This window comes from Streptomyces sp. LMG1-1-1.1 (genome assembly GCF_040815545.1).
In the GTDB taxonomy this organism is placed as follows: domain Bacteria; phylum Actinomycetota; class Actinomycetes; order Streptomycetales; family Streptomycetaceae; genus Streptomyces.
Genome location: NZ_JBFPNH010000045.1, coordinates 1 through 26,147, shown reverse-complemented (window position 1 = coordinate 26,147; position 26,147 = coordinate 1). Strand labels below are relative to the sequence as shown.

The 26,147-nt window shown below is 70.6% G+C and carries 21 protein-coding genes, 1 pseudogene and 1 riboswitch; of the genes and pseudogenes, 11 read left to right on the top strand and 11 right to left on the bottom strand.

Annotated features, from left to right (window positions below; all coding sequences use genetic code 11):
* Positions 1-78 precede the first annotated feature (78 nt).
* Genes MRBLMG1_RS26185 through cpt form a run of 3 tightly spaced genes read left to right on the top strand, consistent with a single transcriptional unit; the run spans position 79 to position 2,198 of the window.
* Positions 79-1,281 (top strand): Cmx/CmrA family chloramphenicol efflux MFS transporter, encoded by a 1,203-nt coding sequence (locus MRBLMG1_RS26185; RefSeq protein WP_367826610.1) that lies wholly within the window; start codon positions 79-81, stop codon positions 1,279-1,281.
* A 32-nt stretch (positions 1,282-1,313) separates the two neighbouring features.
* Positions 1,314-1,622 (top strand): putative quinol monooxygenase, encoded by a 309-nt coding sequence (locus MRBLMG1_RS26180; RefSeq protein ID WP_367826570.1) that lies wholly within the window; start codon positions 1,314-1,316, stop codon positions 1,620-1,622.
* Between the two features lie 54 nt (positions 1,623-1,676).
* Positions 1,677-2,198, top strand: coding sequence for a chloramphenicol phosphotransferase CPT (cpt, locus tag MRBLMG1_RS26175; protein ID WP_367826609.1), 522 nt, complete (start codon positions 1,677-1,679; stop codon positions 2,196-2,198).
* Between the two features lie 104 nt (positions 2,199-2,302).
* Here the strand turns inward: cpt and MRBLMG1_RS26170 are convergent, their stop codons facing one another.
* Positions 2,303-3,289, bottom strand: coding sequence for a glycosyltransferase family 2 protein (locus MRBLMG1_RS26170; RefSeq protein WP_367826569.1), 987 nt, complete (start codon positions 3,287-3,289; stop codon positions 2,303-2,305).
* Between the two features lie 107 nt (positions 3,290-3,396).
* Here MRBLMG1_RS26170 and MRBLMG1_RS26165 point away from each other — a divergent pair, with 107 nt between their 5' ends.
* Positions 3,397-5,472, top strand: a complete 2,076-nt coding sequence (locus MRBLMG1_RS26165) for a GtrA family protein (protein WP_367826568.1) — start codon at positions 3,397-3,399, stop codon at positions 5,470-5,472.
* Here MRBLMG1_RS26165 and MRBLMG1_RS26160 read toward each other — a convergent pair.
* Together MRBLMG1_RS26160 and MRBLMG1_RS26155 are read right to left on the bottom strand one after the other, a co-directional pair.
* Entirely contained in the window at positions 5,426-5,695 is a 270-nt protein-coding gene (locus MRBLMG1_RS26160) for a DUF4031 domain-containing protein (protein WP_367826567.1), read from the bottom strand. The two genes, MRBLMG1_RS26165 and MRBLMG1_RS26160, sit on opposite strands and share 47 nt — an antisense overlap.
* 22 nt (positions 5,696-5,717) lie before the next feature.
* Entirely contained in the window at positions 5,718-6,074 is a 357-nt protein-coding gene (locus MRBLMG1_RS26155) for a hypothetical protein (protein WP_367826566.1), read from the bottom strand.
* Positions 6,075-6,208: 134 nt separating this feature from the next.
* On the opposite strand from MRBLMG1_RS26155, the gene MRBLMG1_RS26150 reads away from it, so the two are divergent.
* From MRBLMG1_RS26150 to MRBLMG1_RS26140, 3 genes are all read left to right on the top strand, one after another.
* Positions 6,209-7,126 (top strand): MurR/RpiR family transcriptional regulator, encoded by a 918-nt coding sequence (locus MRBLMG1_RS26150; RefSeq protein ID WP_367826565.1) that lies wholly within the window; start codon positions 6,209-6,211, stop codon positions 7,124-7,126.
* Positions 7,127-7,200: 74 nt separating this feature from the next.
* Positions 7,201-8,142 (top strand): N-acetylmuramic acid 6-phosphate etherase, encoded by a 942-nt coding sequence (gene murQ, locus MRBLMG1_RS26145; RefSeq protein WP_367826564.1) that lies wholly within the window; start codon positions 7,201-7,203, stop codon positions 8,140-8,142.
* 46 nt (positions 8,143-8,188) lie between these two features.
* The gene (locus MRBLMG1_RS26140; protein ID WP_367826563.1) at positions 8,189-9,685 is read left to right on the top strand and encodes a PTS transporter subunit EIIC; all 1,497 of its coding nucleotides are present in this window, start codon (positions 8,189-8,191) and stop codon (positions 9,683-9,685) included.
* 973 nt (positions 9,686-10,658) lie between these two features.
* On the opposite strand, the pseudogene MRBLMG1_RS26135 reads toward MRBLMG1_RS26140, so the two are convergent.
* Positions 10,659-13,946 (bottom strand): annotated as a pseudogene (locus tag MRBLMG1_RS26135) (ricin-type beta-trefoil lectin domain protein); the annotation flags it as partial.
* A gap of 117 nt (positions 13,947-14,063) precedes the next feature.
* On the opposite strand from MRBLMG1_RS26135, the gene MRBLMG1_RS26130 reads away from it, so the two are divergent.
* Entirely contained in the window at positions 14,064-14,597 is a 534-nt protein-coding gene (locus tag MRBLMG1_RS26130) for an FG-GAP repeat domain-containing protein (RefSeq protein ID WP_367826562.1), read from the top strand.
* A 75-nt stretch (positions 14,598-14,672) separates the two neighbouring features.
* On the opposite strand, the gene MRBLMG1_RS26125 is transcribed toward MRBLMG1_RS26130, so the two are convergent.
* A complete protein-coding gene (locus MRBLMG1_RS26125) occupies positions 14,673-16,169 on the bottom strand; it encodes an alpha/beta hydrolase (RefSeq protein WP_367826561.1) in 1,497 nt (498 codons plus the stop codon).
* A gap of 165 nt (positions 16,170-16,334) precedes the next feature.
* Here MRBLMG1_RS26125 and MRBLMG1_RS26120 point away from each other — a divergent pair, with 165 nt between their 5' ends.
* The gene (locus tag MRBLMG1_RS26120; RefSeq protein ID WP_367826560.1) at positions 16,335-17,252 is read left to right on the top strand and encodes an aldo/keto reductase; all 918 of its coding nucleotides are present in this window, start codon (positions 16,335-16,337) and stop codon (positions 17,250-17,252) included.
* A 58-nt stretch (positions 17,253-17,310) separates the two neighbouring features.
* Here MRBLMG1_RS26120 and MRBLMG1_RS26115 read toward each other — a convergent pair whose 3' ends face one another.
* Complete coding sequence (locus tag MRBLMG1_RS26115; RefSeq protein ID WP_367826559.1) at positions 17,311-18,594, bottom strand: KamA family radical SAM protein; 1,284 nt, start codon at positions 18,592-18,594, stop codon at positions 17,311-17,313.
* Positions 18,595-19,148: 554 nt separating this feature from the next.
* On the opposite strand from MRBLMG1_RS26115, the gene MRBLMG1_RS26110 reads away from it, so the two are divergent.
* Positions 19,149-19,886 (top strand): class I SAM-dependent methyltransferase, encoded by a 738-nt coding sequence (locus tag MRBLMG1_RS26110; protein WP_367826558.1) that lies wholly within the window; start codon positions 19,149-19,151, stop codon positions 19,884-19,886.
* A gap of 48 nt (positions 19,887-19,934) precedes the next feature.
* On the opposite strand, the gene MRBLMG1_RS26105 is transcribed toward MRBLMG1_RS26110, so the two are convergent.
* From MRBLMG1_RS26105 to thrC, 5 genes are all read right to left on the bottom strand, one after another.
* Positions 19,935-20,405 (bottom strand): SRPBCC domain-containing protein, encoded by a 471-nt coding sequence (locus MRBLMG1_RS26105; protein WP_367826557.1) that lies wholly within the window; start codon positions 20,403-20,405, stop codon positions 19,935-19,937.
* A gap of 146 nt (positions 20,406-20,551) precedes the next feature.
* On the bottom strand, positions 20,552-22,180 hold the full coding sequence (gene groL / locus MRBLMG1_RS26100) for a chaperonin GroEL (protein ID WP_367826556.1): 1,629 nt from the start codon (positions 22,178-22,180) through the stop codon (positions 20,552-20,554).
* A 377-nt stretch (positions 22,181-22,557) separates the two neighbouring features.
* On the bottom strand, positions 22,558-22,761 hold the full coding sequence (locus MRBLMG1_RS26095; protein ID WP_015035246.1) for a cold-shock protein: 204 nt from the start codon (positions 22,759-22,761) through the stop codon (positions 22,558-22,560).
* A 395-nt stretch (positions 22,762-23,156) separates the two neighbouring features.
* Complete coding sequence (locus tag MRBLMG1_RS26090; protein ID WP_367826555.1) at positions 23,157-23,435, bottom strand: MoaD/ThiS family protein; 279 nt, start codon at positions 23,433-23,435, stop codon at positions 23,157-23,159.
* Positions 23,436-23,475: 40 nt separating this feature from the next.
* The gene (gene thrC, locus MRBLMG1_RS26085; RefSeq protein ID WP_367826608.1) at positions 23,476-24,786 is read right to left on the bottom strand and encodes a threonine synthase; all 1,311 of its coding nucleotides are present in this window, start codon (positions 24,784-24,786) and stop codon (positions 23,476-23,478) included.
* Positions 24,780-24,977, bottom strand: a riboswitch (SAM riboswitch). It overlaps the preceding gene by 7 nt.
* 148 nt (positions 24,978-25,125) lie before the next feature.
* Here thrC and MRBLMG1_RS26080 point away from each other — a divergent pair.
* Positions 25,126-26,067, top strand: coding sequence for a glucosyl-3-phosphoglycerate synthase (locus tag MRBLMG1_RS26080; RefSeq protein WP_367826554.1), 942 nt, complete (start codon positions 25,126-25,128; stop codon positions 26,065-26,067).
* Positions 26,068-26,147 lie beyond the last annotated feature (80 nt).

Below are 26,147 nucleotides of genomic sequence, written 5' to 3'. Positions count from 1 at the left end.
TTGACGCATGTCATGCCGTCTCCCTCTGCCGAGCCCACCCCACCCGCCACGACCACCCCGCCCGCGACCGCCACCCGCATGCCCCTGGCCGTCCACATCCTCGGGCTCTCCGTCTTCGCGCTCGGCACGAGCGAATTCATGCTGTCCGGACTCCTGCCGCCCATCGCGGAGGACATGAACGTCTCCATCCCGAGCGCCGGACTCCTCATATCCGCCTTCGCCATCGGCATGGTCGTCGGCGCCCCGCTCCTCGCCGTCGCCACCCTCCGGCTCCCCCGCAAGACCACCCTCGTCACCCTCATCACCGTCTTCGGCCTCGGCCAGGTCGCGGGCGCCCTCGCCCCGAACTACGCCGTGCTCTTCGCCTCCCGCATCGTGAGCGCGCTGGCCTGCGCCGGGTTCTGGGCGGTCGGCGCCGCAGTAGCCATCGCGATGGTGCCGGTCGGCGCGCGCGCCCGGGCCATGGCCGTCATGATCGGCGGCCTCTCCATCGCCAACGTCCTCGGCGTCCCCGCCGGCGCCTTCCTCGGCGAGCACCTCGGCTGGCGCTCGGCCTTCTGGGCCGTCGGCGCCGCCTCCGCCATCGCCCTCGTCGGCGTGGTGACCCGCATCCCGCACATCCCGCGGCCCGAGGCCAAGCCCCGCGTCAAGCGCGAGCTGACCATCTACCGCGACCGCCAGGTACTCCTCTCGATCGTCGTCACGGCCCTCGCCGCCGGCGGCGTCTTCTGCGCCTTCTCCTACCTCGCCCCGCTCCTCACCGACGTCTCCGGCCTCGACGAGAGCTGGGTCTCCGGTGTCCTCGCACTCTTCGGCATCGGCGCCGTCGTCGGCACGACGATCGGCGGCCGCGTCGCCGACGCCCACCTCTTCGGGGTGCTGCTCAGCGGCATCGCCGCCTCCACCGTCTTCCTCGTCGCCCTGGCCCTCTTCGCGTCCAGCCCCGCCGCCACGATCGTGCTGACGTTCCTCCTCGGCGTGTCCACCTTCTACACCGCACCGGCCCTCAACGCCCGCATGTTCAACGTCGCCGGCGCCGCCCCCACCCTCGCCGGCGCCACCACCACCGCCGCCTTCAACCTCGGCAACACCGGCGGCCCCTGGCTCGGCGGCACCGTCATCGACGCCGGCCTCGGCTTCGCCTCCACCGCCTGGGCCGGCGCCGCCATGACCGCCCTCGGCCTCGCCACGGCCGCGGTGGCGCTCAAGCTCCACCGGTCGCCGTCCCGCGTGGTGACTTCCGGCTCCCCGAGGGAGCGGAAGACCGTATCGTCCCGCTGACAGTCCGCACACGACCACCACGGGGGGAATCCGTGACCACCGGCGACGACACCGCCCTCACCCTCATCGCACGACTCCAGGCCGCGCCCGGCAAGGAGGCCGCCGTCCGGGAGCAGGCGCTCTCGCTCGTCGCGCCGACCCTCGCCGAGCCCGGCTGCCTCTCCTACCGGCCGTACGAGGACCCCCTGGAACCCGGCTCCTGGATCGTCGTCGAGGAGTGGACCGACCGGGCCTCCTTCGAAGCGCACCTGAAGAGCCCGCACCTCGCGGCCGCGATGGCCGCCGGACCCGAACTGCTCACCGGCCCGCCGGAGGAGACGGTGCTCGTCCGGGCCCGGTGAAATCCCGCTGCGCGCCCGCCCCGACATCCGTACGGTGACACCGTGACGACTCGAATGATCATCCTCAACGGCGCCTCAAGCTCAGGGAAGTCCGGCATCGTACGGTGCCTCCAGTCCGTACTGCCGGACCCCTGGCTCACCTTCGGATGCGACTCGTTCGTCGACGCCCTGCCCAAGAAGCTGTGGTCCTCGCCCGGCGGCATCGTCTTCGACGACGACGGCGGCGTCAGCGTCGGCGACGACTTCCGCGCCCTCGAAGCCGCCTGGACCCAGGGCGTCGTCACCATGGCCCGCGCCGGCGCCCGCATCGTCGTCGACGACGTCTTCCTCGGCGGCGCCGCCTCCCAGCAGCGCTGGCGCACCGCCCTCGGCGACCTCCCCACCCTCTGGGTCGCCGTCCACTGCGACCCCGCCACCGCCGCCGCCCGCGAGATCGCCCGCGGCGACCGCACCCCCGGCATGGCCGCCCGGCAAGCCCCCCTCGTCCACCAGGGCGTCGCCTACGACATCGAGGTCGACACCACCCACACCGAATCCCTGACCTGCGCCCAAGCCATCGCGTCCCGCCTGGGCTGACCGGGGCGGGACGGGAGCACGGGACGGCGAAGGCCCGGGAGTGCCCGGCGCGCCGGGCGGGGCGCCGCTCGCGACGGTCAGGCGCGTCAGGCGCGTCAGGCGCGTCAGGCGGTACGGACGTCCGAGCCGGAGACGGGCTCCGGGAGCGCGTCCGGCACGAAGTCCGCGGCGAAGGACGGTGCCGGGTACATGAGGTGGGCGAGGCGGGACTGTTCCTGGCGCATGTGCATGAACGATTCGAGGATGTACCCGACCAGGAGCACGAGCACCGCGATGATCATGATGGAGGCCGCCAGGATGGCGGTGGGGAAGCGCGGAACCGTGCCGCTCTCCACGAACTCGGCGATCACCGGGACGCCCAGGGCGAGCGAGACGAGGGCCAGCAGGCCCGCGATGGTGGAGTGGAACAGGGAGGGCCGCTGGCGGCGGGCGAGGCCCAGGATCAGCTTCAGAATGCGCCAGCCGTCACGGTAGGTGCGGAGCTTGCTGACACTGCCGGCCGGCCGGTCCTTGAAGTCGACCTGGAGCTCCGCGGTGGGCAGACGCAGGCTGAGGGCGTGCACCGTCATCTCGGTCTCGGTCTCGAACTCCCGCGAGAGGGCGGGGAACGACTTGATGTACCGACGGGAGAACACCCGGTAGCCGCTCAGCATGTCGCTGACGTCGTTGCCGAACAGCGACCGCACGGCGCCGGTGAGCATCTTGTTGCCGACCGCGTGACCGGCCCGGTAAGCCGTGTCGGTTATCTCGCGACGGGCGCCGACCACCTGGTCGTAGGGGCCCTCGAAGAGCAGGTCGACCATCTCGCGGGCGCGCGAGGCGTCGTAGGTGTCGTCCCCGTCGATGATCAGCAACGCGTCGGCCTCGACATCGGCGAAGGCCCGGCGTATCACGTTGCCCTTGCCCTTGCGCGGCTCCTGCCGCACGATCGCGCCGGCCTTGAGGGCCTCGGCGAGGGTGTTGTCCGTGGAGGCGTTGTCGTACACGTAGATGACGGCCTCGGGGAGCGAGGCGCGCAGGTCGCGGACGACCTTCCCGATCGCCGCCTCCTCGTTGTAGCAAGGCACGACACAGGCGATCACCGGACTCATGCGAAGGTTCCCCCCAGTAACGACAAGCAGCGTGGCCTGTCCGTGAAATTCGTGGGGATGCTACCTCGCGTTTGTGTATTTCGGTCGCACAAGTTTACGTTTCCGCCATGATGCGGTTGACGGCCTGGAGCCGACACGCGCCCGCGTGGGCACGGAACATCGGGCGTGAGGTCGCGGCCTTCGGCGTCGTCGGGGCACTCGCGTTCGTCGTGGAGACCGCGAGCTTCAATCTCCTGATCTTCGGTTCCCCGTCCTCCGACGGCGGGGCCCTCGGCAGCGCACCGGTCCTCGCCTCGGTCCTCGCCACCCTCCTCGCCATGACCGTGAGCTGGGTCGGCAACCGCTACTGGACCTACCGCGACCGACGCGGCGCCGTCGACCGGCGTGAGCTCACGCTGTTCGTGGGCGTCAACCTGGTGGGCATGGCGGTCACCGCCCTCCCCGTGTACGTGTCCCACGAACTCCTGGGCCTCGGGTCGCCCTTCGGCGACAACGCGGCCCGGCTCGTCGGCTGGGCGGCGGCGACACTGCTCCGCTTCGTCGCCTACCGCAGCCTCGTGTTCACCCGCTCAGGAGAGGACCCGACCCACGTGCCCGGCAGCATCGAACGGTGGACCGCATCGCTACGCGACACCCGGCGGCGCGGCGCGCTCTGGCCGTGGGCCCTCGCGGCCCTCGCCGCGGTCTGCGCCTACGCCGTGTCCGTCGTGTTCCACCCCGGATACTTCAGTGCGGACAGCCTCGTCCAGCTGAGGGAAGCACTGGGCGAGACGCCGATGCACGACTGGCACCCCCCGGTGATGGCCCTGCTGTGGAAGATGCTCATCGACTCCACGGGCGCCGTGTCGGCCATGGCCGCCCTGCAGGCCGTCGTCCTGTGGGCGTCGCTGTGGCTCCTCGCCGTCCTGGTGTGGAAGAGGACCGGCAGCCGCGGACTCTCCCTCGCGATGCTCGCCGTCGGCCTCGCCCCGCACGTCGTGACCTTCACCGGCGTCGTGTGGAAGGACGTGCACATGGCGTACGTCCTGCTCGCGGCCTGCGCGGTCGCGCTCCTCGCACACGAACTGCCGGCCGGCCGGACCAAGACCCGCTGGGCACTCCTCGTCGTGGGCGTGCTGTTCCTCGCGTACGCCATCCTGGTCCGCAAGAACGCCTTCCCCGCCGTCATCCCGGTCTTCGTCCTGCTGGTCCTCGCGCTCTGGCCCGCCCCGGGCCGCCGCCGCTGGCTCGTCGCCACCGGGGTGCTCCTCGCCGTCACCGCCGGCGCCAATGCGGCCGTGAACGCCGTCGCCGATCCACTGCCCTCCCGCCAGTACGCGCAGATCCCGCTGGACGACCTCGTCCACGTACTCACCCCGGCCCAGGTGCGCGCCGCCGCCGACCGGGCAGGCGCCGATCCGGCCCTGCGCGACGCCCTCGCCTCGGCCGCCACCACGTGCCAGGCGAAGAAGATCCCCTCGGACGCCTACTTCCACTGCTACCGGCGCGACACCGCACCGGACCCCCTGTCCCCGCGGAACGTCGACGTCATGCTGGAGATGTGGACCCAGCAGATGCCCAAGCACTGGAAGGGCTACGCCGAGTACCGCCTCCAGCTCTTCGCCAAGCTGCTCTTCCAGAGCAACTACCCCTTCCAGGACGGCACGCGGGCCCAGCCCGCGGACCAGCCCGACGCCATCGTGGACACACCCGCCAACGAGACGCTGAAGTCAAGCCTGCGGTACTACGTGCTCGGCTTCGTCCGCGACGTGCCGTTCCTCTTCCAGGGCTGGTTCTGGCTGGCCGTCTCCCTGGTCCTCATGCTGCGCCGCCGGTGGATCGGCCCCTACACCCGGGAGCTCCGGCTGCTCGGTGCCAGCTCGGTCCTGTACGTGCTGGCCTACCTGCCCACCTCGCCCGAGTCCAACTACCGCTACGTGTACTGGCCCGCCATCGCCGGGACCGTCGCCGTGCTGCTGATCGCCTCCGCCCACGTGGTGAGGCGCCGGACCAAGGCCGACGGAAGCGGGGTGTCCGCCGAAACCGCGGTATCCGACGAAACCGGGGTGTCCGCCGAAACCGGGGTGTCCGCCGAGAGCACCGAGGCCGACGAGGCGCAGGTGCCGGACGCCCGCCCCACCGAGTCCCCCGGGCACGTCAGGACGCGGGCCGGCTCTTCGGGCGGCGCAGTCCCGCGTCCGTGAGGCGGCGCAGGAGTTCCTTCGAGCCCACTTCGACGGCGCCGCCCGCCACCGCGTCCGCGTAGCGGTCGGAGGGGATGTCGTAGTGGTCGCGCTCGAAGGCGCGGGGCGGGGCACCGATGGACGCGGCGAAGGCGTGGAGCTCGTCGAAGGAGACGTCGCTGACGAGGTGGGACCACATGCGGCCGTGGCCCGGCCAGGTCGGCGGGTCGATGTAGAGGGTCACGCGTCGACCTCCGTCGTGCGGGTCACTTCAGGGCCCCCACCGGCGCCACCACCACGCCCTGCTTGCCGCAGACCCAGTGCGGGTCCGGGCCGAGCTCGGGTTCGACGTCGAGGGCGTGCGGGTCGCCGGAGGAGCAGACGGGGCAGAGGGGCCAGCGTCCGTACTGTTCGAGCAGGGCGTCCTGCACGTCCTGGGCGACGAGCCCGGCGACGTACGCGATGCCCTCGGGCCACTGCTCGACCCACCAGCGGCGGTGGGTCACGGCGTCCTCCACCATCGACACCACCTCGGCGGCGGCCACGTCCCGGGCCACCAGGTCGGCCAGCACCAGCGCACGCGCAGAGTGCAGCGCCTGCTCCACGGGGTCGATGTCGTCCATGCCCTCATTGTCACCCGGAGCGGGGAAAGGACGAAGGTCCCGGCCGTTTCCGGGACCCGGCCCGTCCGTTTCCGGGACCCGTCCGGGACGGAGGGGGTCTTGTCGCCCCACCGGGCCGAAAGTATCTTTCAGATGTGACCAATGACGTGAAGGAAAGTTTCACAAGCGACGCGCCGCCACCGCCCGCCGCGCTCGCCGCCAAGGTGCGCACCCTCGCACCCTCCATGACCCGCTCCATGCAGCGGGTCGCCGAAGCCGTCGCCGGAGACCCGGCCGGCTGCGCCGCCCTCACCGTCACCGGCCTCGCCGAGCTCACCGGCACCAGCGAGGCGACCGTCGTCCGCACCGCCCGCCTCCTCGGCTACCCCGGCTACCGCGACCTGCGGCTCGCCCTCGCCGGCCTCGCCGCCCAGCAGCAGTCCGGCCGCGCACCCGCCGTCACCGCCGACATCGCCGTCGACGACCCGATCGCCGACGTCGTCGCCAAACTCGCCCACGACGAACAGCAGACCCTCGCCGACACCGCCGCCGGACTCGACACCGTCCAGCTCGGCGCCGCCGTCGCCGCCCTCGCCACCGCCCGCCGCGTCGACATCTACGGCGTCGGCGCCTCCGGCCTCGTCGCCCAGGACCTCGCGCAGAAACTCCTCCGCATCGGCCTGATCGCCCACGCCCACAGCGACCCGCACCTCGCCGTCACCAACGCCGTACAGCTCCGCTCCGGCGACGTCGCCATCGCCATCACCCACTCCGGCTCCACCGGCGACGTCATAGAACCCCTCCGCGTCGCCTTCGACCACGGCGCCACCACGGTCGCGATCACCGGCCGCCCGGACGGCCCCGTCACCCAGTACGCCGACCACGTCCTCACCACCTCCACCGCCCGCGAGAGCGAACTGCGCCCCGCGGCCATGTCGTCCCGCACCAGCCAACTCCTGGTCATCGACTGCCTGTTCACCTGCGTCACCCAGCGCACGTACGAGACGGCGGCCCCTGCCCTCGCCGCCTCGTACGAAGCCCTCGCCCACCGCCACTCACCCCGGAACCGCTGAAACCCCCCGCCAGCCGAGCGTCATACGTCGACGCCGACGCCGCCGACGACGTCCACGCACCGAAAGAGCCGCCCATGTCCGCTTCCACGTACTCCGAACTCCGCGCCCAGCTCGCCACCCTCACCACCGAGGCGTTCCGGCCCGAGCTCGCGGAGATCGACCAGCTCCCGACCCTGGACATCGCCCGGACCATGAACGGCGAGGACCAGACCGTCCCCGCCGCCGTCGCCCGCCAGCTCCCCGCCATCGCCGCCGCGATCGACGCCACCGCCGCCCGCATGGCCCGCGGAGGGCGGCTCGTCTACATGGGCGCCGGCACCGCCGGCCGCCTCGGCGTCCTCGACGCCAGCGAATGCCCGCCCACCTTCAACACCGACCCCGCCCAGGTCGTCGGCCTCATCGCGGGCGGCCCCTCCGCCATGATCAAGGCCGTCGAGGGCGCCGAGGACTCCAAGGAACTCGCCGTCCAGGACCTCACCGCACTCGGCCTCACCCCCGACGACACCGTGGTCGGCATCTCCGCCTCCGGCCGCACCCCGTACGCCATCGGCGCCGTCGAACACGCCCGCACCCTCGGCGCGCTCACCATCGGCCTCTCCTGCAACGCCGACAGCGCGCTCGCCGCCGCCGCCGAACACGGCATCGAAGTCGTCCCCGGCCCCGAACTCCTCACCGGCTCCACCCGCCTCAAGGCCGGTACCGCCCAGAAGCTCGTCCTCAACATGATCTCGACCATCACCATGATCCGCCTCGGCAAGACCTACGGAAACCTCATGGTCGACGTCCGCGCCTCCAACGAGAAGCTCCAGGCCCGCTCCCGGCGCATCGTCGCCCTCGCCACCGGCGCCCCCGACGAACAGATCGAGACCGCACTCACCGCCGCCGACGGCGAGGTCAAGAACGCCATCCTCATGCTCCTCGCCGACATCGACGCCCCGACGGCCGCCCGCCGGCTCACCGACTCCCGAGGCCACCTGCGCGCGGCGCTGCACGCGACCGACCCCACCGCCCCGTAACCCCTCCCCCCCAGAGGCACCCCTCACAGCAAGGCACCACCGCACCATGAGCACAGACGACAAGAACCGCGCCATCGCCGCCGCGATCCTCCCCCTCGTCGGCGGCGCCGGGAACCTCAGCACCGTGGCCCACTGCATGACTCGCCTCCGGCTGGGGCTGCACGACCGCTCCCTCGTCCAGGACGACGCCCTCAAGGCCCTGCCCGCCGTGATGGGTGTGGTGGAGGACGACACGTACCAGATCGTCCTCGGCCCCGGCACCGTCGCCCGCGTGACCCCGGAGATCGAGGCACTGGTGGCGGCGGCCCCACAGCGGACACACTCGGCGGAGGATCTCGCGGCGCAGGGCGCGGCCCTGAAGTCGGCGCAGAAGGCGAAGAACGCCACCCCGTTCAAGCTCTTCCTCCGCCGGATCGCGAACATCTTCGTCCCGCTGATCCCCGCCCTCATCGGCTGCGGCATCATCGCCGGCCTCAACGGCCTCCTCGTCAACCTCGGCTGGCTGCCCGGCGTCACCCCCGCCCTCGCCGCCATCGCCAGCGGCTTCATGGCGCTCATCGCGGTCTTCGTCGGCTACAACACGGCCAAGGAGTTCGGCGGTACGGCGATCCTCGGCGGCGCGGTCGCGGCGATCATCGTCTTCCCCGGCGTCGCCAAGATCGACGCCTTCGGCCAGACGCTCTCCCCCGGCCAGGGCGGCGTCCTCGGCGCGCTCGGCGCGGCGGTCCTCGCGGTGTACGTCGAGAAATGGTGCCGCCGCTGGGTCCCGGAATCCCTCGACGTCCTCGTCACCCCGACCCTGACGGTCCTGATCTCCGGCCTCGTCACCATCTTCGGCCTCATGTTCGTCGCCGGTGAGATCTCCCAGGCCATCGGCGACTTCGCCGACTGGCTCCTCGCCCACGCGGGCGCCGGCGCCGGCCTCCTCCTCGGCGGCCTCTTCCTCCCCCTCGTGATGCTGGGCCTCCACCAGGCCCTCATCCCCATCCACACCACCCTCATCGAGCAGCAGGGCTACACCGCCCTCCTCCCCATCCTCGCGATGGCGGGCGCGGGCCAAGTCGGCGCGGCGATGGCCGTCTACCTGAAGCTCCCACGCAACGGCTCCATCCGCCGCACCATCAAGTCCGCCCTCCCCGCCGGCTTCCTCGGCGTCGGCGAACCCCTCATCTACGGCGTCTCCCTCCCCCTCGGCCGCCCCTTCATCACCGCCTGCGTAGGCGGCGCCGCCGGCGGCGCCTTCATCGGCCTCTTCTCCATGCTCGGCACCACCGTCGGCTCCACCGCCATCGGCCCCTCCGGCTGGGCCCTCTTCCCCCTCCTCCACGGCAACCACGACCTCGGCGCCACCCTCGCCATCTACGCCGGCGGCCTCCTCACCGGCTACCTCGTCGGCTTCGTCGCCACCTACTTCTGGGGCTTCAGCCAGGAACTCCTGGCGGAGTTCAACCCGGAGACGGAAGCAACGGAAGCACCGGTTGCGGCAGGCAACGGCGCCCCTGCCCCGACCCCGGACCCGGCCCCACAACCCGCCAAGGTCTGACCACGCCGAGAGGCGAAATCCCAGCGGTCCGCCGTATACGCATCCCAGAAACGTCGGAGCCCCACGAGGTCCTCGTGGGGCTCCGACTCCAGCCGCGCAGCAGCCAGGCCGGTCATCCCGTTCTGCACACATCCAAATCTGCGACAGCAAACGAAAGAGGCCCGAAACTCACCTCATCAAAAGTTCACTCCCCATCGAATCCCGTATCAATCCACGAGACCGTAGCGAACGAATCCAGATAGGAGAGGTCGCAGCCACTCAGGCCTGCAATTCGCACGGCAGAATACTCTGGCCTACTGAGCCACGGCGCCGCAGGATCAACTGCCGGGCCAACTTCCGCCAAGAGGTTGTCGGAAACGAAGAGGCGATACCCGGGCCGCGGCCATTTCCATCCTCCGAAACCAACACGCTTCAACCCATCAAGGATGCGAGGCAACTCCACGTCCGGCACCTGGGCACCGAGCCTGCTAGACCCAGAGAGCAAGATAATGGACCTCATAGTCGCATGCAGAAGGAGTTCCGCAAGACCTTCAGGTGACTCACTCAGCCTACCGCCGGGATCTCCCTCGTAGACCACATTCGACTGACTCGGATCAAATACCCAAACCCAATCGCCAGTCAAGTCCTCCATAAAAGGAACGCGGTCCACCCCCACTCGCACACTGGACGGTTCGTAAATTTTCGTGCCAGCCGAACGAACCTCTGGCCAGCCAGACGTGATCCTGTACCACTCCACGAGCGGTACAGGCAGGCCAAGGGGCAGGTCCTCCGGTTGAGCCGTGGGGAGGCGACCCGCACCACGCCAGCGACCGAGGAGGTCGAACAGATCGATATCAGACGGATTGATCATTCGGTCATTATGGCACTCATATGCCCGCGTCCGCCATGAACTCCTAATCCTTCCGGACATAGCGAAAACAGCAGAGCCCCCTGGTCGGCATTGGTTTGCCGACCAGGGGGACTCCATCAGTCGCTAGTCGTCAGCCCCTCCAATGAACATCCGATTGCTGATCACTCCATTGTCGTTCCGCCAGATCAGCAACAGCCTGCCTCCAGGCGGCACCATCGCCCTCATGCTCGGAAGACAGTACCTGCACGCTCCGTAGGTGCCGGTGATGTAAAGAGTGGCGTTCTGACCGGTACGGCGCATGATGGCCGCAGTCTGGTTCTCGAGATGGTGGAAGTTCTCGGATGTCGTTCCGGGAGGCGCAACATGGTCAGACCTAAGGTTGCGGCCATCCCCTCCCGACGAAAGGTCAAACCGGGTGCCGTCATCAAGGATGGCGTGACCTGACATTCCACCAGGGTTCTCAAAATTGTCCGCCGCCTGGTGTGCCCGGTTGAGGCCATCCTCCATATCCGCTTGACACGGAAGTGCGTTGTGGGCCAGGACCGCTGCGACCCCCGCCAGCACGTAGTACGTGTGGAGGTCGGAGACCGTCAGGTTGTGGACCACGGCCGACTGGGCGGTCCAGCGTTCGATCGAGGCGATCTGAACGTACGTGCCCGCACTGGTCTGGAGCCACTGGCCCGACTTCAGGTCCGTGGCGACGATCCACTTGGACAGCTCAGGAACCCAGAAGGGGTGGCCGTCGGTCGCGGTGACCTGAGCCGTCTTCGAGCCGGACGGGCCGTCCGTGTCAATGGTGACCTTGACCAGGTGCTTGCGACCCTGTCCCTTGATCTCCGCGGTGACCGTCTCGACGCGGGTCTCACCCGCCTCCGGGTCGGTCGCGATGACCTTGTCTCCGGCCTTGACCTGTTCGATCGGCTTGGTGGAGCCGTCGGCCATCAGGACCTTGGTGCCCGGGACGAAGCTGTTGCCCGGGCATGAACCGCCGCTCGACCCGCCGTTGCTGCGGGACGAACCGCCGTTGGAGCCGCCGGCCTTGGTCGTGCTGGCCTTTCCGCCGCCACCGCCGCCGGACTTGCCGCCGCCCTTGCCGGAGCCTGCCGCGGACGAGGCCTTGGGGGCTGCCTTGGCCTGGGCCTGCTTCTGGACGGGGTTGCCGGTTTTCTTGGTTTTCTGGACGGCTGCGTCGCTGATTTTCTTGGCTTGGTCGGCGGCTTTCTTCTTGGCGGCCTGGGCGGCCTTCTTGGCCCGTTCGATCGCCGCCTTCTTGGCCTTGAGGGCGGCCGCCTCGGCGGCCTTCGCCGCCTTGAGGACGATTTCGGCGGCCTTCTTGGCGGCCTTGAAGGCCTGGATGGCGTCGATGGTGCGGTCGATGGCCTTGAGGACGGACGGGATCTTGCCGATCTTGCCCCACGGGATGGCGTCGATGATGAGGCTGCCGCAGGACCACATGTCACCGCCGAAGCAGGCCATGGCGTCGTTGATGCCGATGAAGTCCTTGAGGGTCTCCCAGGCGATCGAGAGGATCACGGAGCTCAGGGACTTGCCCATGGTGGCCTGGGCCTGGGCGACTTCGGCGGCGCTGAGGCCGGCGCCGGCGAGGGCGGCTGCCTTCTCGGAGGCGGTGAGGGAGATGGCCAGACCGGTCGGGTCCGCGTGGGTGACCGGGTTGTTGTGGGCGTAGGCGTAGCCGTTGGACTGTTGGGGGTCGGTGAGGTCGACGATCGGGTCGACGGACAGGAAGCGTCCGACGACGGGGTCGTAGAGACGGGCGCCGAGCGGGGTGAAGCCGGAGGCGTCGTCCTCGGTGGCGCCCAGGAATCCCTTCTGGGTCTGCAGGCCGGCGGTGGTGACCGACGCGGCTCGCGGGTTGCCGAAGGGGTCTTGCTTGCGGATGCGGACGGTCTGGCCGCCGTAGAGGGCGACCTCGGCGTACGGGGTGCCCTGGTGGTCCATCGTGAGGGCACTGAGGGACGAGGTGGCGCTGTTGCCGTACGCCACGCGCACGACCGCGCCGCCGGGCGCGGAGTAGGTGCGCTGGGAGTTGATCGGGGTGGCCGTGGCGCCGTTCTTCTGAACGGTGACCTCGGCTTCGCCCAGGTGGAGCGTCGCCTGGTTGCCCTTGATGGTCAGCAGCCGACCGCCGTCGGGGCCGTAGATGTGACGGGTGTCGTTCTGCGGAACCCACTGCTGGGCGGTGGAGGCGCTGTTGCAGGTGGCCAGGACGGCAAGCGCGCCGCTGGTCGTGGCCGCGTCCCTGACGGCGACGCACAGGCCCGAGGCGACGTGGGTGAGCTGCCCCACCGCGTTCCGCCGCAGCTGCTGCGCGGGCGTGCTGTTGCACTTCTGGATCTGCACCTCGGAGCCGGCGGTGTTCGCCGTCGGCTGGAGGCACCAGGTGTCGTGCACGGACAGGGTGCCCAGGTTGGGGTCGGCCTGCCCCGGTGTCGGGGTGAACCGGAAGTTCTGCGCCGCCGAGGCGTTGCAGTCCCACAGCTGGATCGGCTGCCCGGCGACGGCCCATCCGGACTTGAGGTCGAGGCACTTGGCGGCGAGGCCCGTGTACGGAGTCTTGCCGCCGGTGCCCTGGCCGGTGATCCGGTCGATCTGGCCGTCCACCGTCCAGCTCAGCGACTGGCTGTCACCGGTCATGGGGTCGGTGATCGTCTTGGTTTCGCCGGTGAGCTCGTAGAGCCGCTCGGTCTCGGCCTTCACCGCCGCGCCGGCCGGCGTCTTGTACGCCTTGGACACCTTGGTCAGGGTGTGCGGCTGGGAGCCGTCCGCCTTGCCGTAGGTGTAGTCGGTGACGGCGTCCTTGGTGGTGTCACCGGCGAGGTTCTTCTCGGTCAGCTTCTTGCGGTTGCCGAGGAGGTCGTACTCGTACTCCTGCCAGTAGCCGGAGCCGAGGGTCTTGCCGGCGCCGGAGGTGGCGTTGATGACGGAACCGTCGGCGCTCGTCGGGCCGGAGGAGCAGGTGAGGTTCTTGTCGGTCCATGCCTTCTTCAGCTGGCCCAGCGGGTCGTACGAGAAGCACTGCCGCTCGTCGATGCCCGTGGAGTGCTCCTGGATCCCGGTGACGTTGCCGGCCGGGTCGTAGGCGTAGGAGCGCTTGGAGACGAGGATGCCGCCGACGAGGGAGGTGTCGCCGGTCTGCTCGCGGTAGACCTGCTGTTCCTGGAGCTCGCCGCTGGCCTCGTCGAAGGTGTTCTGCGTCCACACGCGGTACGGCTGGGCACCGAGCGTGGAGCGCATGACCTGGCCGTACGGCGAGTAGACGGTCTCGGCGCCGTACCAGTCCTTGCCGGATATGGAGAGGGGCAGGCCGTCCTTGTTGTAGCGGACGACGAGCTTCTCGGCGGCGAGGGCGCCGACGGCGGGGAGGGTGGCCGCGTCGAGCCGGCCGGTTTCGCGCCGGACGGCACCTTCTGGATCTACCCCGGCGACGGCTACGGCACGTTCAACGTCGAGGACCGGGTCTCCGTCCAGCTGCCGTCGAACGCACCGGCGCCGTCGACCTGGACGCAGATGAAGGCGGTCGGCGACATCACCGGCGACAAGCTGCCCGACGTCTTCGTCCGCGCGGGTGCGAACTTCTGGGTCCTCTCCGGCTACACGGGCGCCCACTTCCAGACGGCCACCCAGATGACCGGCGAGACCTGGACCAGCCGCGACATCGTCAACCTCGCCGACATCGACAAGGACACCACCCCCGACCTGCTGTTCCGGGACGTCAACACCGGCGTCATGTACATCCGCCACGGCAAGCCGGGCAGCGTCACCGGAAGCGTCACCCTGGCCTCCCTGATGACGTCCGCCGCCTCCCGGCAGGGTGACGTCTCGTACGGCACCGGCTGGACGCAGGCGAACGTCTCGGCCGTCATCGGCATCCCCGATGTGAGCAGGTCCCTGGACGTCGAAAGCAACGGCGTCCCGGACCTGTGGACCCGGGACGGGGCGACCGGAAACATGAAGGTCTACTACCCGTCGACGACCAACACCAAGGCGGCGTTCAAGACGGTGCTCTCCATCGACTGGCGGAGCGTCAGGGCCTTCACGTAGCCCGAAGCAGTACGGGGGAAGGGCCCGGTCGACACCAGTCGGCCGGGCCCTTTCCCGTACTCGTGCGCGGAGAACTCACCGGCAGAGGACGTCCTCCGCCGGGCGCACCCCCTCCGTCAGGAAGCGGGTGACGGACTGGTCGCCGCAGGCGTTGCCACTGCCGAGGTAGACGGCGTGGCCGCCCTTGTCGACGGAGACGAGGCGGGCGCGGTCGCCGAAGGCCTCGCGCATCTTGAGGCCGGCCGAGTGGGGGGTGGCGGGGTCGCGGAGGCTCTGGATCATGAGGATGTTGGAGGGGCCGCGGTCGGTGATGCGGGTGGGCTTCTCGACGGCGCCGCCCTTCCAGAAGGCGCAGGGGGTGATGTTGGCGGGCATGCCGGCCGTCAGCGGGTGGCGGACGCGGTCGGCGGCGACGGCCCGCTCGTACGCGGGGACGGAGCGGGGCCAGTCGACGTCGTTGCAGATCACGCCGACGCTCACGGCCGCCGCCTCGTCGGGCATCGGCCCGGTCAGCTCGGGCGGCAGGACGGGCGCGCCCTTCGGGTCGAGGGCCTGGGACATCAGGCGGGCGAAGGACTCGAAGGCGGTGTCGGAGTACAGCGCCTGCTGGAGGGCCTGGCGCAGGACCGTGCCCGTCAGCGGGACGCCGGGGGTCGTCGACGGGCGCGGGGCGCGGTCGAGCCGGGCGGCGAGGTCAAGGAACAAAGGCCTTACGTCCTCCGGGTGTTCGGCGAGACGGAGGGCGGCGGGGCGGGCCGGGTCGGCGGCCCAGGCCGCGAAGTCCGGGAAGCGGTCCTCGGCGCCGCGGGCCATGCCGGCCAGCCAGCCCTGGGCGACGTGCTTCGGGTCGGGGTCGGCGCTGCTGTCGAGGACCCAGCGGTCGGTGTGCTGGGGGAAGTTCTGCGCGTACACGGCGGCCACGTACGTGCCGTACGAGACGCTCCACGCCGACAGCTTGCGCTCGCCGAGGGCCTGCCGCAGCCGATCGAGGTCGCGGACCTGGTTGGCGGTCGTCAGACCGCGCAGCATCGCGCCGCCGTTGCGCTCACAGGCCTCGGCCATCCGGCGGGAGCGGGCGATGTTCTCCCCGATGCCGCCGTCGGCCGCGGGCCAGGACCGCAGGGTCACCAGGCGCCGGTCGTCCTCCGCGAACCCGCACCGGGCCTTCGCCGATCCGCCGACGCCCCGGGGGTCGAAGGCCACCAGGTCGTAGGCCCCGTTCAGCTCCCCGGCCAGGGCCGCGCCCTTCTGGCCGAGCCGCTGGACCCCGGAGCTGCCCGGGCCGCCGGGGATGACCATCAGCGTGCCGCGCCGGGCCTCGGGGCGGTCGCCGCGCAGCCGGGAGACGGCGAGCTGGATCTGCTCCCCGTCGGGTCGGGCGTAGTCCAGGGGTACGGAGAGCATCGCGCACTGCTGTCCGGGCAGCGGCTTCACCGCCGGGGCGCAGCCACCCCAGTCGAGCCCCGTCGCCGCGGCGGCGGGAGTGATCCCGCCCCCGGCGAGGGCGGCACCGGCCACGGCGGTGGCGGAGAGGGCGAGCATCAGGGCCTTGCGTCCACGGTTCGTCGTCATGCGCACAGCCTCTCGTTCCGCGCCGACGGCTCCCATCCGGCAGACAGGCGGGTCGCGGGTGGGGCCAACCCCCCTACGGCCGCCCCCACTTCGGAAACCCCGGTGCACCGGCCCGGCCTCTTCCGCACAATGATCGTCTCCCTCGAACCACAAGGTGGATCCCCCATGGAACCCGCAGCACACGCAACCGCCTCCGGAACCTGGCTCCTCGGCGGCGACCTGCCCGTCCACCGGCTCGGCTTCGGCGCCATGCGGTTGCCGCAGCACGGCGCGGCGCTCGTCGAGAACGCCGTACCGATGGATCGCGACCGGGCGATATCCGTGCTCCGCAAGGCAGTCGACCTCGGCGTGAACCACATCGACACGGCGGCCTTCTACTTCTCGCCGCTCCGCTCCGCGAACGAGCTGATCAACAGCGCCCTCGGCGGCCCCTACCCCGACGACCTCGTCATCGCGACCAAGGTCGGCCCCGCGCGCGACCTCTCCGGCGCCTGGAGCGAGCACGCCCGCACGCCCGCCGCGCTGCGCGCACAGGTCGAGGAGAACCTGCGCCAGCTCGGCCGGGACCGGCTCGACGTCGTCAACCTCCGCGTCCTCGGCACCGATTCGATCGCCGAACGCTTCGGGGCCCTCGCCGACCTGCGCCAGGCGGGCCTCATCCGCCACCTCGGCCTCTCCAACGTCACGCCCGACCAGCTCGCCGAGGCACGGACCATCGCCCCGGTCGTCTGCGTCCAGAACATGTACGGGATCGGGGTCCGCCCCGAGTACGAGGAGTTCGTGCGGCACTGCGGCGAGCAGGGCATCGCGTTCGTCCCCTTCTACGCGATCGCCGCCGCCGCCCGCGAGACGGGAGTCACCGCCACCGAGCACGACGAGGTCCTCGCCGTCGCCGAGGGCCACGGCGCGAGCCCCGCCCAGGTCCGCATCGCCTGGACCCTCCACCAGGGCCCCCACCTCCTCGCCATCCCCGGCACCGGCGACCCCGCCCACCTCGCCGCCAACGTCGCCGCCGGCTCCCTGCGCCTCACCCCCGAGGACCTGACCCGCCTGGACCGCGCCCACCGGGCCGCCGCCGCGTAGTCACCCGCCTCCGCCCCCGCCCCCGCCGGCCCGAGGCGATCCGGCACCCCGGGGGGCCTCACCCCACCACGCCTTCGAGCGTCAGCGGCTTCCCCGGGATCAGGGCACGGTCCCGGGGCCCGTACGGGATGAGCTCGTCCCACCACTGGGCCGCCGGGTCGAGGCGGGCGTGGGCGAGGGTCCCGACCAGGGACGGGTCGCGGGCCTGGAGGGCGCGCAGGGCGAACGCGGGACCGTCGGGAAGGTGGGCGATGCCGTCGAGGACGAGCTTGCCGAGCTCGGTGGACATGACCGGGCCGCGCGCGGTCCGCGCGAGGCCCGAGACCCGGCGGATCGCGTCGGCGTGCACGTCCAGGGCGCGGGCGAGCGGCAGCCCGAAGTAGCGGCGCGGGCCCGTGTCGCGCTCCACGAACATGTAGTAGGGCACGAGCCCCAGTTCGACCTGCTCCTGCCACATGCGGGCCCACACCGCGGCGTCGTCGTTGACGTGCCGGACGACGGGGGCCTGGGTCCGCAGGACCGCGCCGGTGGCGCGGAGCCGGCGCAGGGCGCGGCGGGCCGGCTCGGGGTGGAGCTCCCGCGGGTGGGAGACGTGCAGCATCAGGGCGAGGTGCCGGCCGGAGGCGACGACGCGCTCGAAGAGGCGGAGCAGGTCGTCGGCGTCGGGCGCGGTGAGGAAGCGCTCGGGCTGGAACGCCACCGCCTTGGTGCCGATGCGGACGGTACGGACCTGGGGCAGGTCGAGAAGCGGTGCGACGTACGTGTCGAGCAGTTCGGTCCGCATGACCAGCGGGTCGCCGCCGGTCAGCAGGACGTCGGTGACCTCCGGGTGCCGCGCCAGATGCCCGGTCATCACCTCGGGCCCGCCCACCGCCTGCCGGCGCGCCGACTCCCCGGTGAACTGCGGCCAGCGGAAGCAGTACGCGCAGTAGCCGTGACAGGTCTGCCCCTGGCGCGGGAAGACCAGCAGCGTCTCGGGGTACTTGTGCTGGAGCCCCCACCCGTCCTCCGGCACGTTCAGGTGCACCTGCCCCCCGGGGTGCGGGTTGAGGCGCTCCCTGAGGCCGTCCACGACCAGCCGCAGCCGAACCCTGTCCCCGCTCCGCAGCGCCGCCTCGACGGCGGCGAAGTCGGCGGGCGCCAGCATGTCCCGGTGCGGCATGACCAGCCGGTACAGCGGATCGTCGGGGGCCCGCGCCCAGTCGACGAGCTCGTCGGCCACATGCGTGCTGACCTTGAACGGCAGGACCCGGCCGACGACTTCGGCATCGTGACCGAGTGCCGCCTGCCCCGTCCGCTCGGCGATCAGCCCCGCCAGCCGCCGCCCGGTGAACGAACTCACCTGTCGCCCACCCTCACCACGTCCGCCATCCCCACGGCTCCTCCCCTCCCCGGGTGCCGGTCCGTCACACCCGGGACGATGATGGGGACCCCGACCGGGGCCGCCAATACCGCTAGCGGGGCCCGGAGTCGAGGACAACCCGGCAGTCCGGCCAATCCCCTCCGTCACCTACCGGACAGAGCCGGACAGCACCGGACAGCACCACACGTCCCGGACGACCCTTCCGGCCGGTTACGACCGCATTCACACCGGGGTGCTTTCGGCCGGGGCGCGACGGCGGGGCGGCCGGCAGATTGACGCCTTTCCTCCCTGCCGCCGCGGAGGGGACACCGCGGGAAAACACTTGGATCAGAGACCCGCGCCCGGCCCTGAACAGCCCCTCCACGGGCCTGGAGGCGCCCTGCGAGGGGCGGGACGGCGGGGGCGTGAGGGGCGGGCCCACCCGTGGCGCCGCACACCCTCCACGACCCGCACAGCACCCCCGCACACCACCTCTGACCTGGGCTTTTACCCCTCCTCCCACTATTCTTGAGGGACTCGGAGGGGAGATCCACATGGACCGGAACATCCGCACGATCGACGACGTCATGACCCTGCTCGACGGCCTGTTCGCACCCGAAGCGGACCGGTGGACGGAGGCGGGCGCGGACTGGTGGGACGGGTTCTACGCGGACCGGGAGAAGCCGGTGCCGTTCTTCGTCGGGAAGCCGGACGAGAGCCTGGTGTCGTACGTGGGGCGGGGCCTGGTGCCGGGCGGCGGAAGGGCCCTCGACCTCGGGTGCGGTCCGGGCAGGAACACGCTGTACCTGGCGTCACTGGGGTACGAGGTGGACGCGGTCGACCTGTCCGCGGGGGCGATCGGATGGGCCGGGGAGAGGGCGCGGGAGGCGGGTGTCGAGAAGGACGTCCGGTTCGTGTGCGGAGACGCCTTCGCGGCCGGCCTGGAAGGCCCGTACGACCTCGTGTACGACTCCGGTTGCTTCCACCACCTGCCGCCGCACCGCCGCGTCGGCTACCTCGCGCTCCTGGACCGGGTCCTGGCACCGGGCGGGCACTTCGCCCTGACGGCGTTCGCGGCCGGCGAGGGCGGGATGGGCTCGGAGCTGCCGGACGCCGACTTCTACCGGCGCGGGAAGCTGGAGGGCGGCCTCGCCTACTCGGACGACTCGCTGCGCGCGATCTTCGCCGGCCTGACGGAGGTCGAGCTACGGCGGATGCGCGACGAGCCCGCGGAGTCCCCCGCGTTCGGCGAGTCCTTCCTCTGGACGGGCCTGTTCCGACGCCCCGAGTAGTCCCCGCGCCCCTGTCCGGCCTGGTGCCCTGCCCGAGGGGCCCGGCCCTCACATCGACGTCAGGTAGTCCGCGAGGCGGTCGTACTGCTCGCGGACGCCGGCTTCCATGCCCGCGGCCAGCGCCTGGTCCCTGATGTCGTTCGAGGGCCAGAAGGACGTGCTGGTCAGGGCCGTGCCGCCGTCGGGCGTCGCGTCGAAGGCGAGGTTCACGCGGACCGGATCGGCGTCCGGCATCTGCTCGAACACCTCCGTGTAGTCGAGCCGCTCGACGGGGACGACGTCCTCGTACGTGCCGGAGAAGACGATCTCCTGCCCGTCCGGCGCGGTCTGTCCCCAACGCCAGGCGCCGCCGGGCCGTAGGTCGATGTCGACGACCGTCGTCGTCAGGACGGCCGCCCCGTACCACTCCCGCACGTGCTCGGGGACCGTCCAGGCCTCCCAGACCCGGGCCGGCGGCGCGTCGAAGGTGCGCGTGATGACCAGCTCGCGATCGGCCGGCGTCGTCAGCAGGGTGACCATGGTCGCGGCCCCTTCCGTGCGGCCCCCGCGGCGGCCCTCCGCCGTGACCGCCTCTTCCAGCATCCGCCGAACGCCCGAGGGCGGCACCCCCTGGTGGGAGTGCCGCCCTCGGTCGCGTTCAGCGATGAACCACCGATCCCGGAGGATCAGAAGTCCATGTCACCGCCCGGCATGCCGCCGCCGGCCGGCGCGGACGCCTTCTCCGGCTTGTCGGCGATGACGGCCTCGGTGGTGAGGAACAGCGCGGCGATCGACGCGGCGTTCTGCAGCGCGGAGCGCGTGACCTTCGCCGGGTCGATGATGCCCTCGGCGATGAGGTCGACGTACTCGTTGGTCGCGGCGTTCAGGCCGTGGCCGACGGGCAGGTTGCGAACCTTCTCCGCGACGACGCCACCCTCGAGGCCGGCGTTGACGGCGATCTGCTTCAGCGGAGCCTCGAGGGCCAGCTTCACGATGTTCGCACCCGTGGCCTCGTCACCCGCGAGGGACGCCTCGAGCTTCTCGAAGACGCTGGACGCCTGCAGCAGGGCGACGCCACCGCCGGCGACGATGCCCTCCTCGACGGCCGCCTTCGCGTTGCGAACGGCGTCCTCGATGCGGTGCTTGCGCTCCTTGAGCTCGACCTCGGTCGCGGCACCGGCCTTGATGACCGCAACACCGCCGGCGAGCTTCGCCAGGCGCTCCTGCAGCTTCTCGCGGTCGTAGTCCGAGTCGGAGTTCTCGATCTCGGCGCGGATCTGGTTCACGCGACCGGCGACCTGCTCGCTGTCACCGGCACCGTCGACGATGGTGGTCTCGTCCTTGGTGATGACGACCTTGCGGGCGCGGCCCAGCAGGTCGAGGCCCGCGTTCTCCAGCTTGAGGCCGACCTCCTCGGAGATGACCGTGCCGCCGGTGAGGATGGCGATGTCGTTCAGCATGGCCTTGCGACGGTCGCCGAAGCCCGGGGCCTTGACCGCGACGGACTTGAAGGTGCCGCGGATCTTGTTGACGACCAGGGTCGACAGGGCCTCGCCCTCGACGTCCTCGGCGATGATCAGCAGCGGCTTGCCCGACTGCATGACCTTCTCCAGGAGCGGGAGCAGGTCCTTCACGGAGGAGATCTTGGAGTTGACGATCAGGAGGTAGGGGTCGTCGAGCGACGCCTCCATGCGCTCCATGTCGGTGGCGAAGTACGCCGAGATGTAGCCCTTGTCGAAGCGCATGCCCTCGGTGAGTTCCAGCTCCAGACCGAAGGTCTGGGACTCCTCGACGGTGATGACGCCTTCCTTGCCGACCTTGTCCATCGCCTCGGCGATGAGCTCGCCGATCTGGGTGTCGGCGGCGGAGATGGAGGCCGTGGAAGCGATCTGCTCCTTGGTCTCGACATCCTTCGCCTGCTCGAGCAGGGCGCCGGAGACGGCCTCGACGGCCTTCTCGATACCGCGCTTGAGGGCCATCGGGTTGGCACCGGCGGCCACGTTGCGCAGACCCTCGCGGACGAGCGCCTGGGCGAGGACGGTGGCGGTGGTCGTACCGTCGCCGGCGACGTCGTCCGTCTTCTTGGCGACTTCCTTGACCAGCTCGGCGCCGATCTTCTCGTACGGGTCCTCGAGCTCGATCTCCTTGGCGATGGAGACACCATCGTTGGTGATCGTGGGGGCGCCCCACTTCTTCTCGAGGACGACGTTGCGACCCTTGGGGCCGAGGGTGACCTTGACGGCGTCAGCGAGCTGGTTCATGCCGCGCTCGAGACCGCGCCGGGCCTCCTCGTCGAACGCGATGATCTTGGCCATGTGAAGTGGTCCTCCCGGACATGGGGTGGATAACGCTCCAGGACCGCGCCGATGCCCGCGACGGACGGCCTGCGCACCCGACGGTTCCTTGCCCCGTCCGGCCGCGGGCCTCATCTGCCCGATCCTCGTAGTAGCACTCTCACCTGCCGAGTGCTAACGCCAATGATTAGCACTCGGCATAGGAGAGTGCAAGCCGTTCCGAAGGAACGTCGATGAGGGGCGGGCGGTCGGGTGACGGGAGGGCGCAAGCGACTCTCGGCGATCGGGACGTGGAAGGAGGGGCGCGCGGGGGCGTGCGGGAACGCGTGAGGGGTCCGCATCCCCTCAGGGATGCGGACCCCTCGACGGCGTTGCGTCGGTGGCCGATCGCGCCGCGCTCAGACGGCGAGCTTGACCATGTCCGCCTGCGGACCCTTCTGGCCCTGCGAGATCTCGAACTCGACTCGCTGTCCCTCTTCGAGGCTGCGGTAGCCATCCATCTGGATCGCGCTGTAGTGGACGAAAACATCCGCACCACCGTCGACCGCGATGAAGCCGTAGCCCTTCTCCGCGTTGAACCACTTGACGGTGCCCTGAGCCATGCCTAACTCCCCTATTACTGGCCCTTGCGCGGGACCGCACTTCGCGGACCCGGGTCAGACCCTGCGCCGGAACGCGTCGACCGCCGCTGAATGTATCTGCCCAACTGCCCTCTGCAACAGGTCATTCGAGCGAGAATTCTCGGCGCGACGGAAAGGGGAATTGGGGAGAATCCCCTGGATGCCGGGGCAAGTCGGGCCCGGCAAAAGGCGCAGAACGTACACAACGCGCAGGCACTTTGGCTGCTTCTTGTCGCACGGAGACGCTTTCTCATATGCGTCCGGCATGAGCAGCGGAGGGGACTTCCCCAACTCTACCCCGCTCAACCATGCAGAATTGCCCCTTCCGCTTATAGGCGCGGAAGGGGCAATTCAAGAAAGACGGGACGCGGAACGGCTCAGCAGCCGCCGGCCACCGCGGGGATGATCGAGACGCCGGCACCGGCCGGGGTGGCGGTCTCCAGGCCCTGCTCGAAGCGCACGTCGTCGTCGTTCACGTAGACGTTGACGAAGCGGCGCAGCTTGCCCTGGTCGTCCAGGACGCGGGCGGCGATGCCGGTGTGGTTCTTGTCCAGGTCGGCGATGACCTCGGCGAGGGTCGCGCCCTCGGCCTGGACCTCGGACTGCCCGCCCGTGTAGGTGCGGAGGATGGTGGGGATGCGGACGTTCACGGCCATGTCTTCGTAACCTTTCGGAGGACCGGGAAAGCGGGCGGACTCAGATCGCCAGGCCGGCGTCGCGGAAGGCGTCCAGGCTCGGGCGGATGGTGACGGTCGCCTGAGAGGTGTCGGCCACCGCGTCCAGGGTCTTGAGTCCGTCACCCGTGTTGAGGACGACGGTGGTCAGGTCCGGGTCGATGAGACCCGCCTCCACCAGCTTCTTCGTGACGCCGACGGTCACGCCGCCCGCGGTCTCGGCGAAGATTCCCTCGGTCTGCGCGAGCAGCTTGATCGCGTCCACGACCTGCTCGTCGTTCACGTCCTCCACGGCACCGCCGGTGCGGCGCGCGATGTCGAGGACGTACGGGCCGTCGGCCGGGTTGCCGATGGCGAGCGACTTGGCGATCGTGTTCGGCTTCTGCGGGCGGACGACGTCGTGGCCGGCCTTGAAGGCGACGGAGACCGGGGAGCAGCCCTCGGCCTGGGCGCCGAAGATCTTGTACGGCTTGTCCTCGACGAGGCCCAGCTTGATGAGCTCCTGCAGACCCTTGTCGATCTTCGTGAGCTGGGAGCCGGAGGCGATCGGGATGACGAGCTGGTCGGGGATGACCCAGCCGAGCTGCTCGCAGATCTCGTACGCCAGCGTCTTGGAGCCCTCGCCGTAGTACGGGCGGAGGTTGACGTTCACGAAGCCCCAGCCCTCGCCGAGCGGGTCGCCGATGAGCTCCGAGCAGAAGCGGTTGACGTCGTCGTAGTTGCCCTCGATGGCGACCAGGTCACCGCCGTAGACACCGGCCATGACGACCTTGCCCTGCTCCAGGTCGTGCGGGATGAAGACGCAGGAGCGGAAGCCGGCGCGGGCGGCGGCGGCGCCGACGGCGCCGGCCAGGTTGCCGGTGGACGAGCAGGACAGGGTGGTGAAGCCGAAGGCGCGGGCGGCTTCGAGGGCCTGGGCGACGACCCGGTCCTTGAAGGAGTGGGTCGGGTTGCCGGAGTCGTCCTTGACGAACAGCTTGCCGGGGGCGACGCCGATCTCGCGGGCGAGGTTGTCGGCCTGGACGAGCTTGGTCCAGCCGGGGTTCAGGTTCGGCTTCTCGGCGACGTCCGCGGGGACGGGCAGCAGCGGGGCGTAGCGCCAGATGTTGGCCGGGCCGGCCTCGATCCGCTTGCGCAGCGCCTCGGGGTCACCGGTGGGCAGGTCGTACGCGACTTCGAGAGGTCCGAAACAGAGTTCACAGGCGAAGATCGGACCGAGCGGGAAGATTTCACCGCATTCGCGACAGGAAAGCCCGGACGCGGGACCGAGGTCGACGGTGGTGGCAGAGGCGACAGTCTGTGCAGCCATGGAGGCGAGGCCCTTTCTCCTCATCTTTCCCATGACGAATTTTTCGCCATGAGACGGATTTGGCACCTTCCCTAGCCGGGGACCTCGCGCAAACAAACTACGTCCGTCAGGACACCACTAGGGGTGGTGGCCGGGAGACGGGTGGGCGAGACAAACCGACTGGAGGGTTGCCGGGGCTTCAACGGGCCGTTTCCCTCTGCCCCTCTGGATGAGCGGTATTCGATTGTGAAGCGCGATGGACTTCGTTCCTGCGCTCCCACGCGGTCGGCACCCCGACGTGCATCGGGGATCCGCGTTGTTCAAGACTGTAACCGAAGGCCCGGATGCTTGGACGGGCCGTCCGTAACGCGAGATGGAGATCACGTGCTGGAAGAGGTGGAGCGCTGGCTGGACCGCCGGTCCTGGTCCGTGGCGGACCGGCCGCTGGAGCGCATCCTCGCCGCCAAGCGCAACACGAAGGTCAGCGTCGTGCTGCCCGCGCTGAACGAGGAGGCCACGGTCGGGGACATCGTCGCCGTGATCCGCCGCGAGCTGATGTCGGAGGCGGTGCCGCTCGTCGACGAGCTGGTGGTGATCGACTCGGGCTCCACGGACCGCACGGCGGAGGTCGCGGCGGCGGCCGGGGCGCGGGTGGTCGCGCGCGACGCGATCCTGCCCCGGATACCGGCCGTCCCCGGCAAGGGCGAGGTGCTGTGGCGGTCACTGATGGTGACGAGCGGGGACGTCGTGTGCTTCGTCGACGCGGACCTGCGGGACTTCTCCGCCGACTTCGTCACCGGGATCGTGGGCCCGCTGCTCACCGACCCGGACGTCGACTTCGTGAAGGCGATGTACGACCGCCCCTTCGGGGACACCCCTGGTCAGGGCGGCCGGGTCACCGAGCTGGTGGCGCGGCCCCTCCTCAACCTCCACTGGCCGCAGCTGGCCGGCTTCGTGCAGCCCCTCGGCGGCGAGTACGCGGCGCGGCGCTCGCTCCTCGAACGGCTGCCGTTCCCCGTCGGCTACGGAGTGGAGTTGGGGCTGCTCGTGGACGCGCTCCACACGGTCGGCCTGGACGCGCTCGCCCAGGTGGACGTCGGGGTGCGCAAGCACCGGCACCAGGACGGTCAGGCGCTCGGCCGGATGGCCGCCGCGATCTACCGGACGGCGCAGCTCCGGCTCTCCCGCGGCCACCTCGTGCGGCCCCGGCTCACCCAGTTCGAGCGCGGCGAGCGGGGCTTCGAGCCGCGCACGTACGCCGTGGACACGGAGGAGCGCCCCCCGATGGCCGAGATCACGGAGTACGCGCACCGCCGGGTCGCCTGACGCCCCTCGGGCGGGCGCGCACCGCCGGGTCGCCTGGCGGCCGGGGCGGGCGCGCACCGCCGGGTGCCTGGCGGCCGGGG

Excerpts from the sequence above, each read along its gene's own strand:
- MRBLMG1_RS26185 (WP_367826610.1), top strand. The coding sequence starts at position 79 with ATGCCCCTGGCCGTCCACATCCTCGGGCTCTCCGTCTTCGCGCTCGGC.
- cpt (WP_367826609.1), top strand. The coding sequence starts at position 1,677 with ATGATCATCCTCAACGGCGCCTCAAGCTCAGGGAAGTCCGGCATCGTA.
- MRBLMG1_RS26170 (WP_367826569.1), bottom strand. The coding sequence starts at position 3,289 with ATGAGTCCGGTGATCGCCTGTGTCGTGCCTTGCTACAACGAGGAGGCG.
- MRBLMG1_RS26165 (WP_367826568.1), top strand. The coding sequence starts at position 3,397 with ATGATGCGGTTGACGGCCTGGAGCCGACACGCGCCCGCGTGGGCACGG.
- MRBLMG1_RS26155 (WP_367826566.1), bottom strand. The coding sequence starts at position 6,074 with ATGGACGACATCGACCCCGTGGAGCAGGCGCTGCACTCTGCGCGTGCG.
- murQ (WP_367826564.1), top strand. The coding sequence starts at position 7,201 with ATGTCCGCTTCCACGTACTCCGAACTCCGCGCCCAGCTCGCCACCCTC.
- MRBLMG1_RS26140 (WP_367826563.1), top strand. The coding sequence starts at position 8,189 with ATGAGCACAGACGACAAGAACCGCGCCATCGCCGCCGCGATCCTCCCC.
- MRBLMG1_RS26130 (WP_367826562.1), top strand. The coding sequence starts at position 14,064 with ATGAAGGCGGTCGGCGACATCACCGGCGACAAGCTGCCCGACGTCTTC.
- MRBLMG1_RS26125 (WP_367826561.1), bottom strand. The coding sequence starts at position 16,169 with ATGACGACGAACCGTGGACGCAAGGCCCTGATGCTCGCCCTCTCCGCC.
- MRBLMG1_RS26120 (WP_367826560.1), top strand. The coding sequence starts at position 16,335 with ATGGAACCCGCAGCACACGCAACCGCCTCCGGAACCTGGCTCCTCGGC.
- MRBLMG1_RS26110 (WP_367826558.1), top strand. The coding sequence starts at position 19,149 with ATGGACCGGAACATCCGCACGATCGACGACGTCATGACCCTGCTCGAC.
- MRBLMG1_RS26105 (WP_367826557.1), bottom strand. The coding sequence starts at position 20,405 with ATGGTCACCCTGCTGACGACGCCGGCCGATCGCGAGCTGGTCATCACG.
- groL (WP_367826556.1), bottom strand. The coding sequence starts at position 22,180 with ATGGCCAAGATCATCGCGTTCGACGAGGAGGCCCGGCGCGGTCTCGAG.
- MRBLMG1_RS26095 (WP_015035246.1), bottom strand. The coding sequence starts at position 22,761 with ATGGCTCAGGGCACCGTCAAGTGGTTCAACGCGGAGAAGGGCTACGGC.
- MRBLMG1_RS26090 (WP_367826555.1), bottom strand. The coding sequence starts at position 23,435 with ATGGCCGTGAACGTCCGCATCCCCACCATCCTCCGCACCTACACGGGC.
- thrC (WP_367826608.1), bottom strand. The coding sequence starts at position 24,786 with ATGAGGAGAAAGGGCCTCGCCTCCATGGCTGCACAGACTGTCGCCTCT.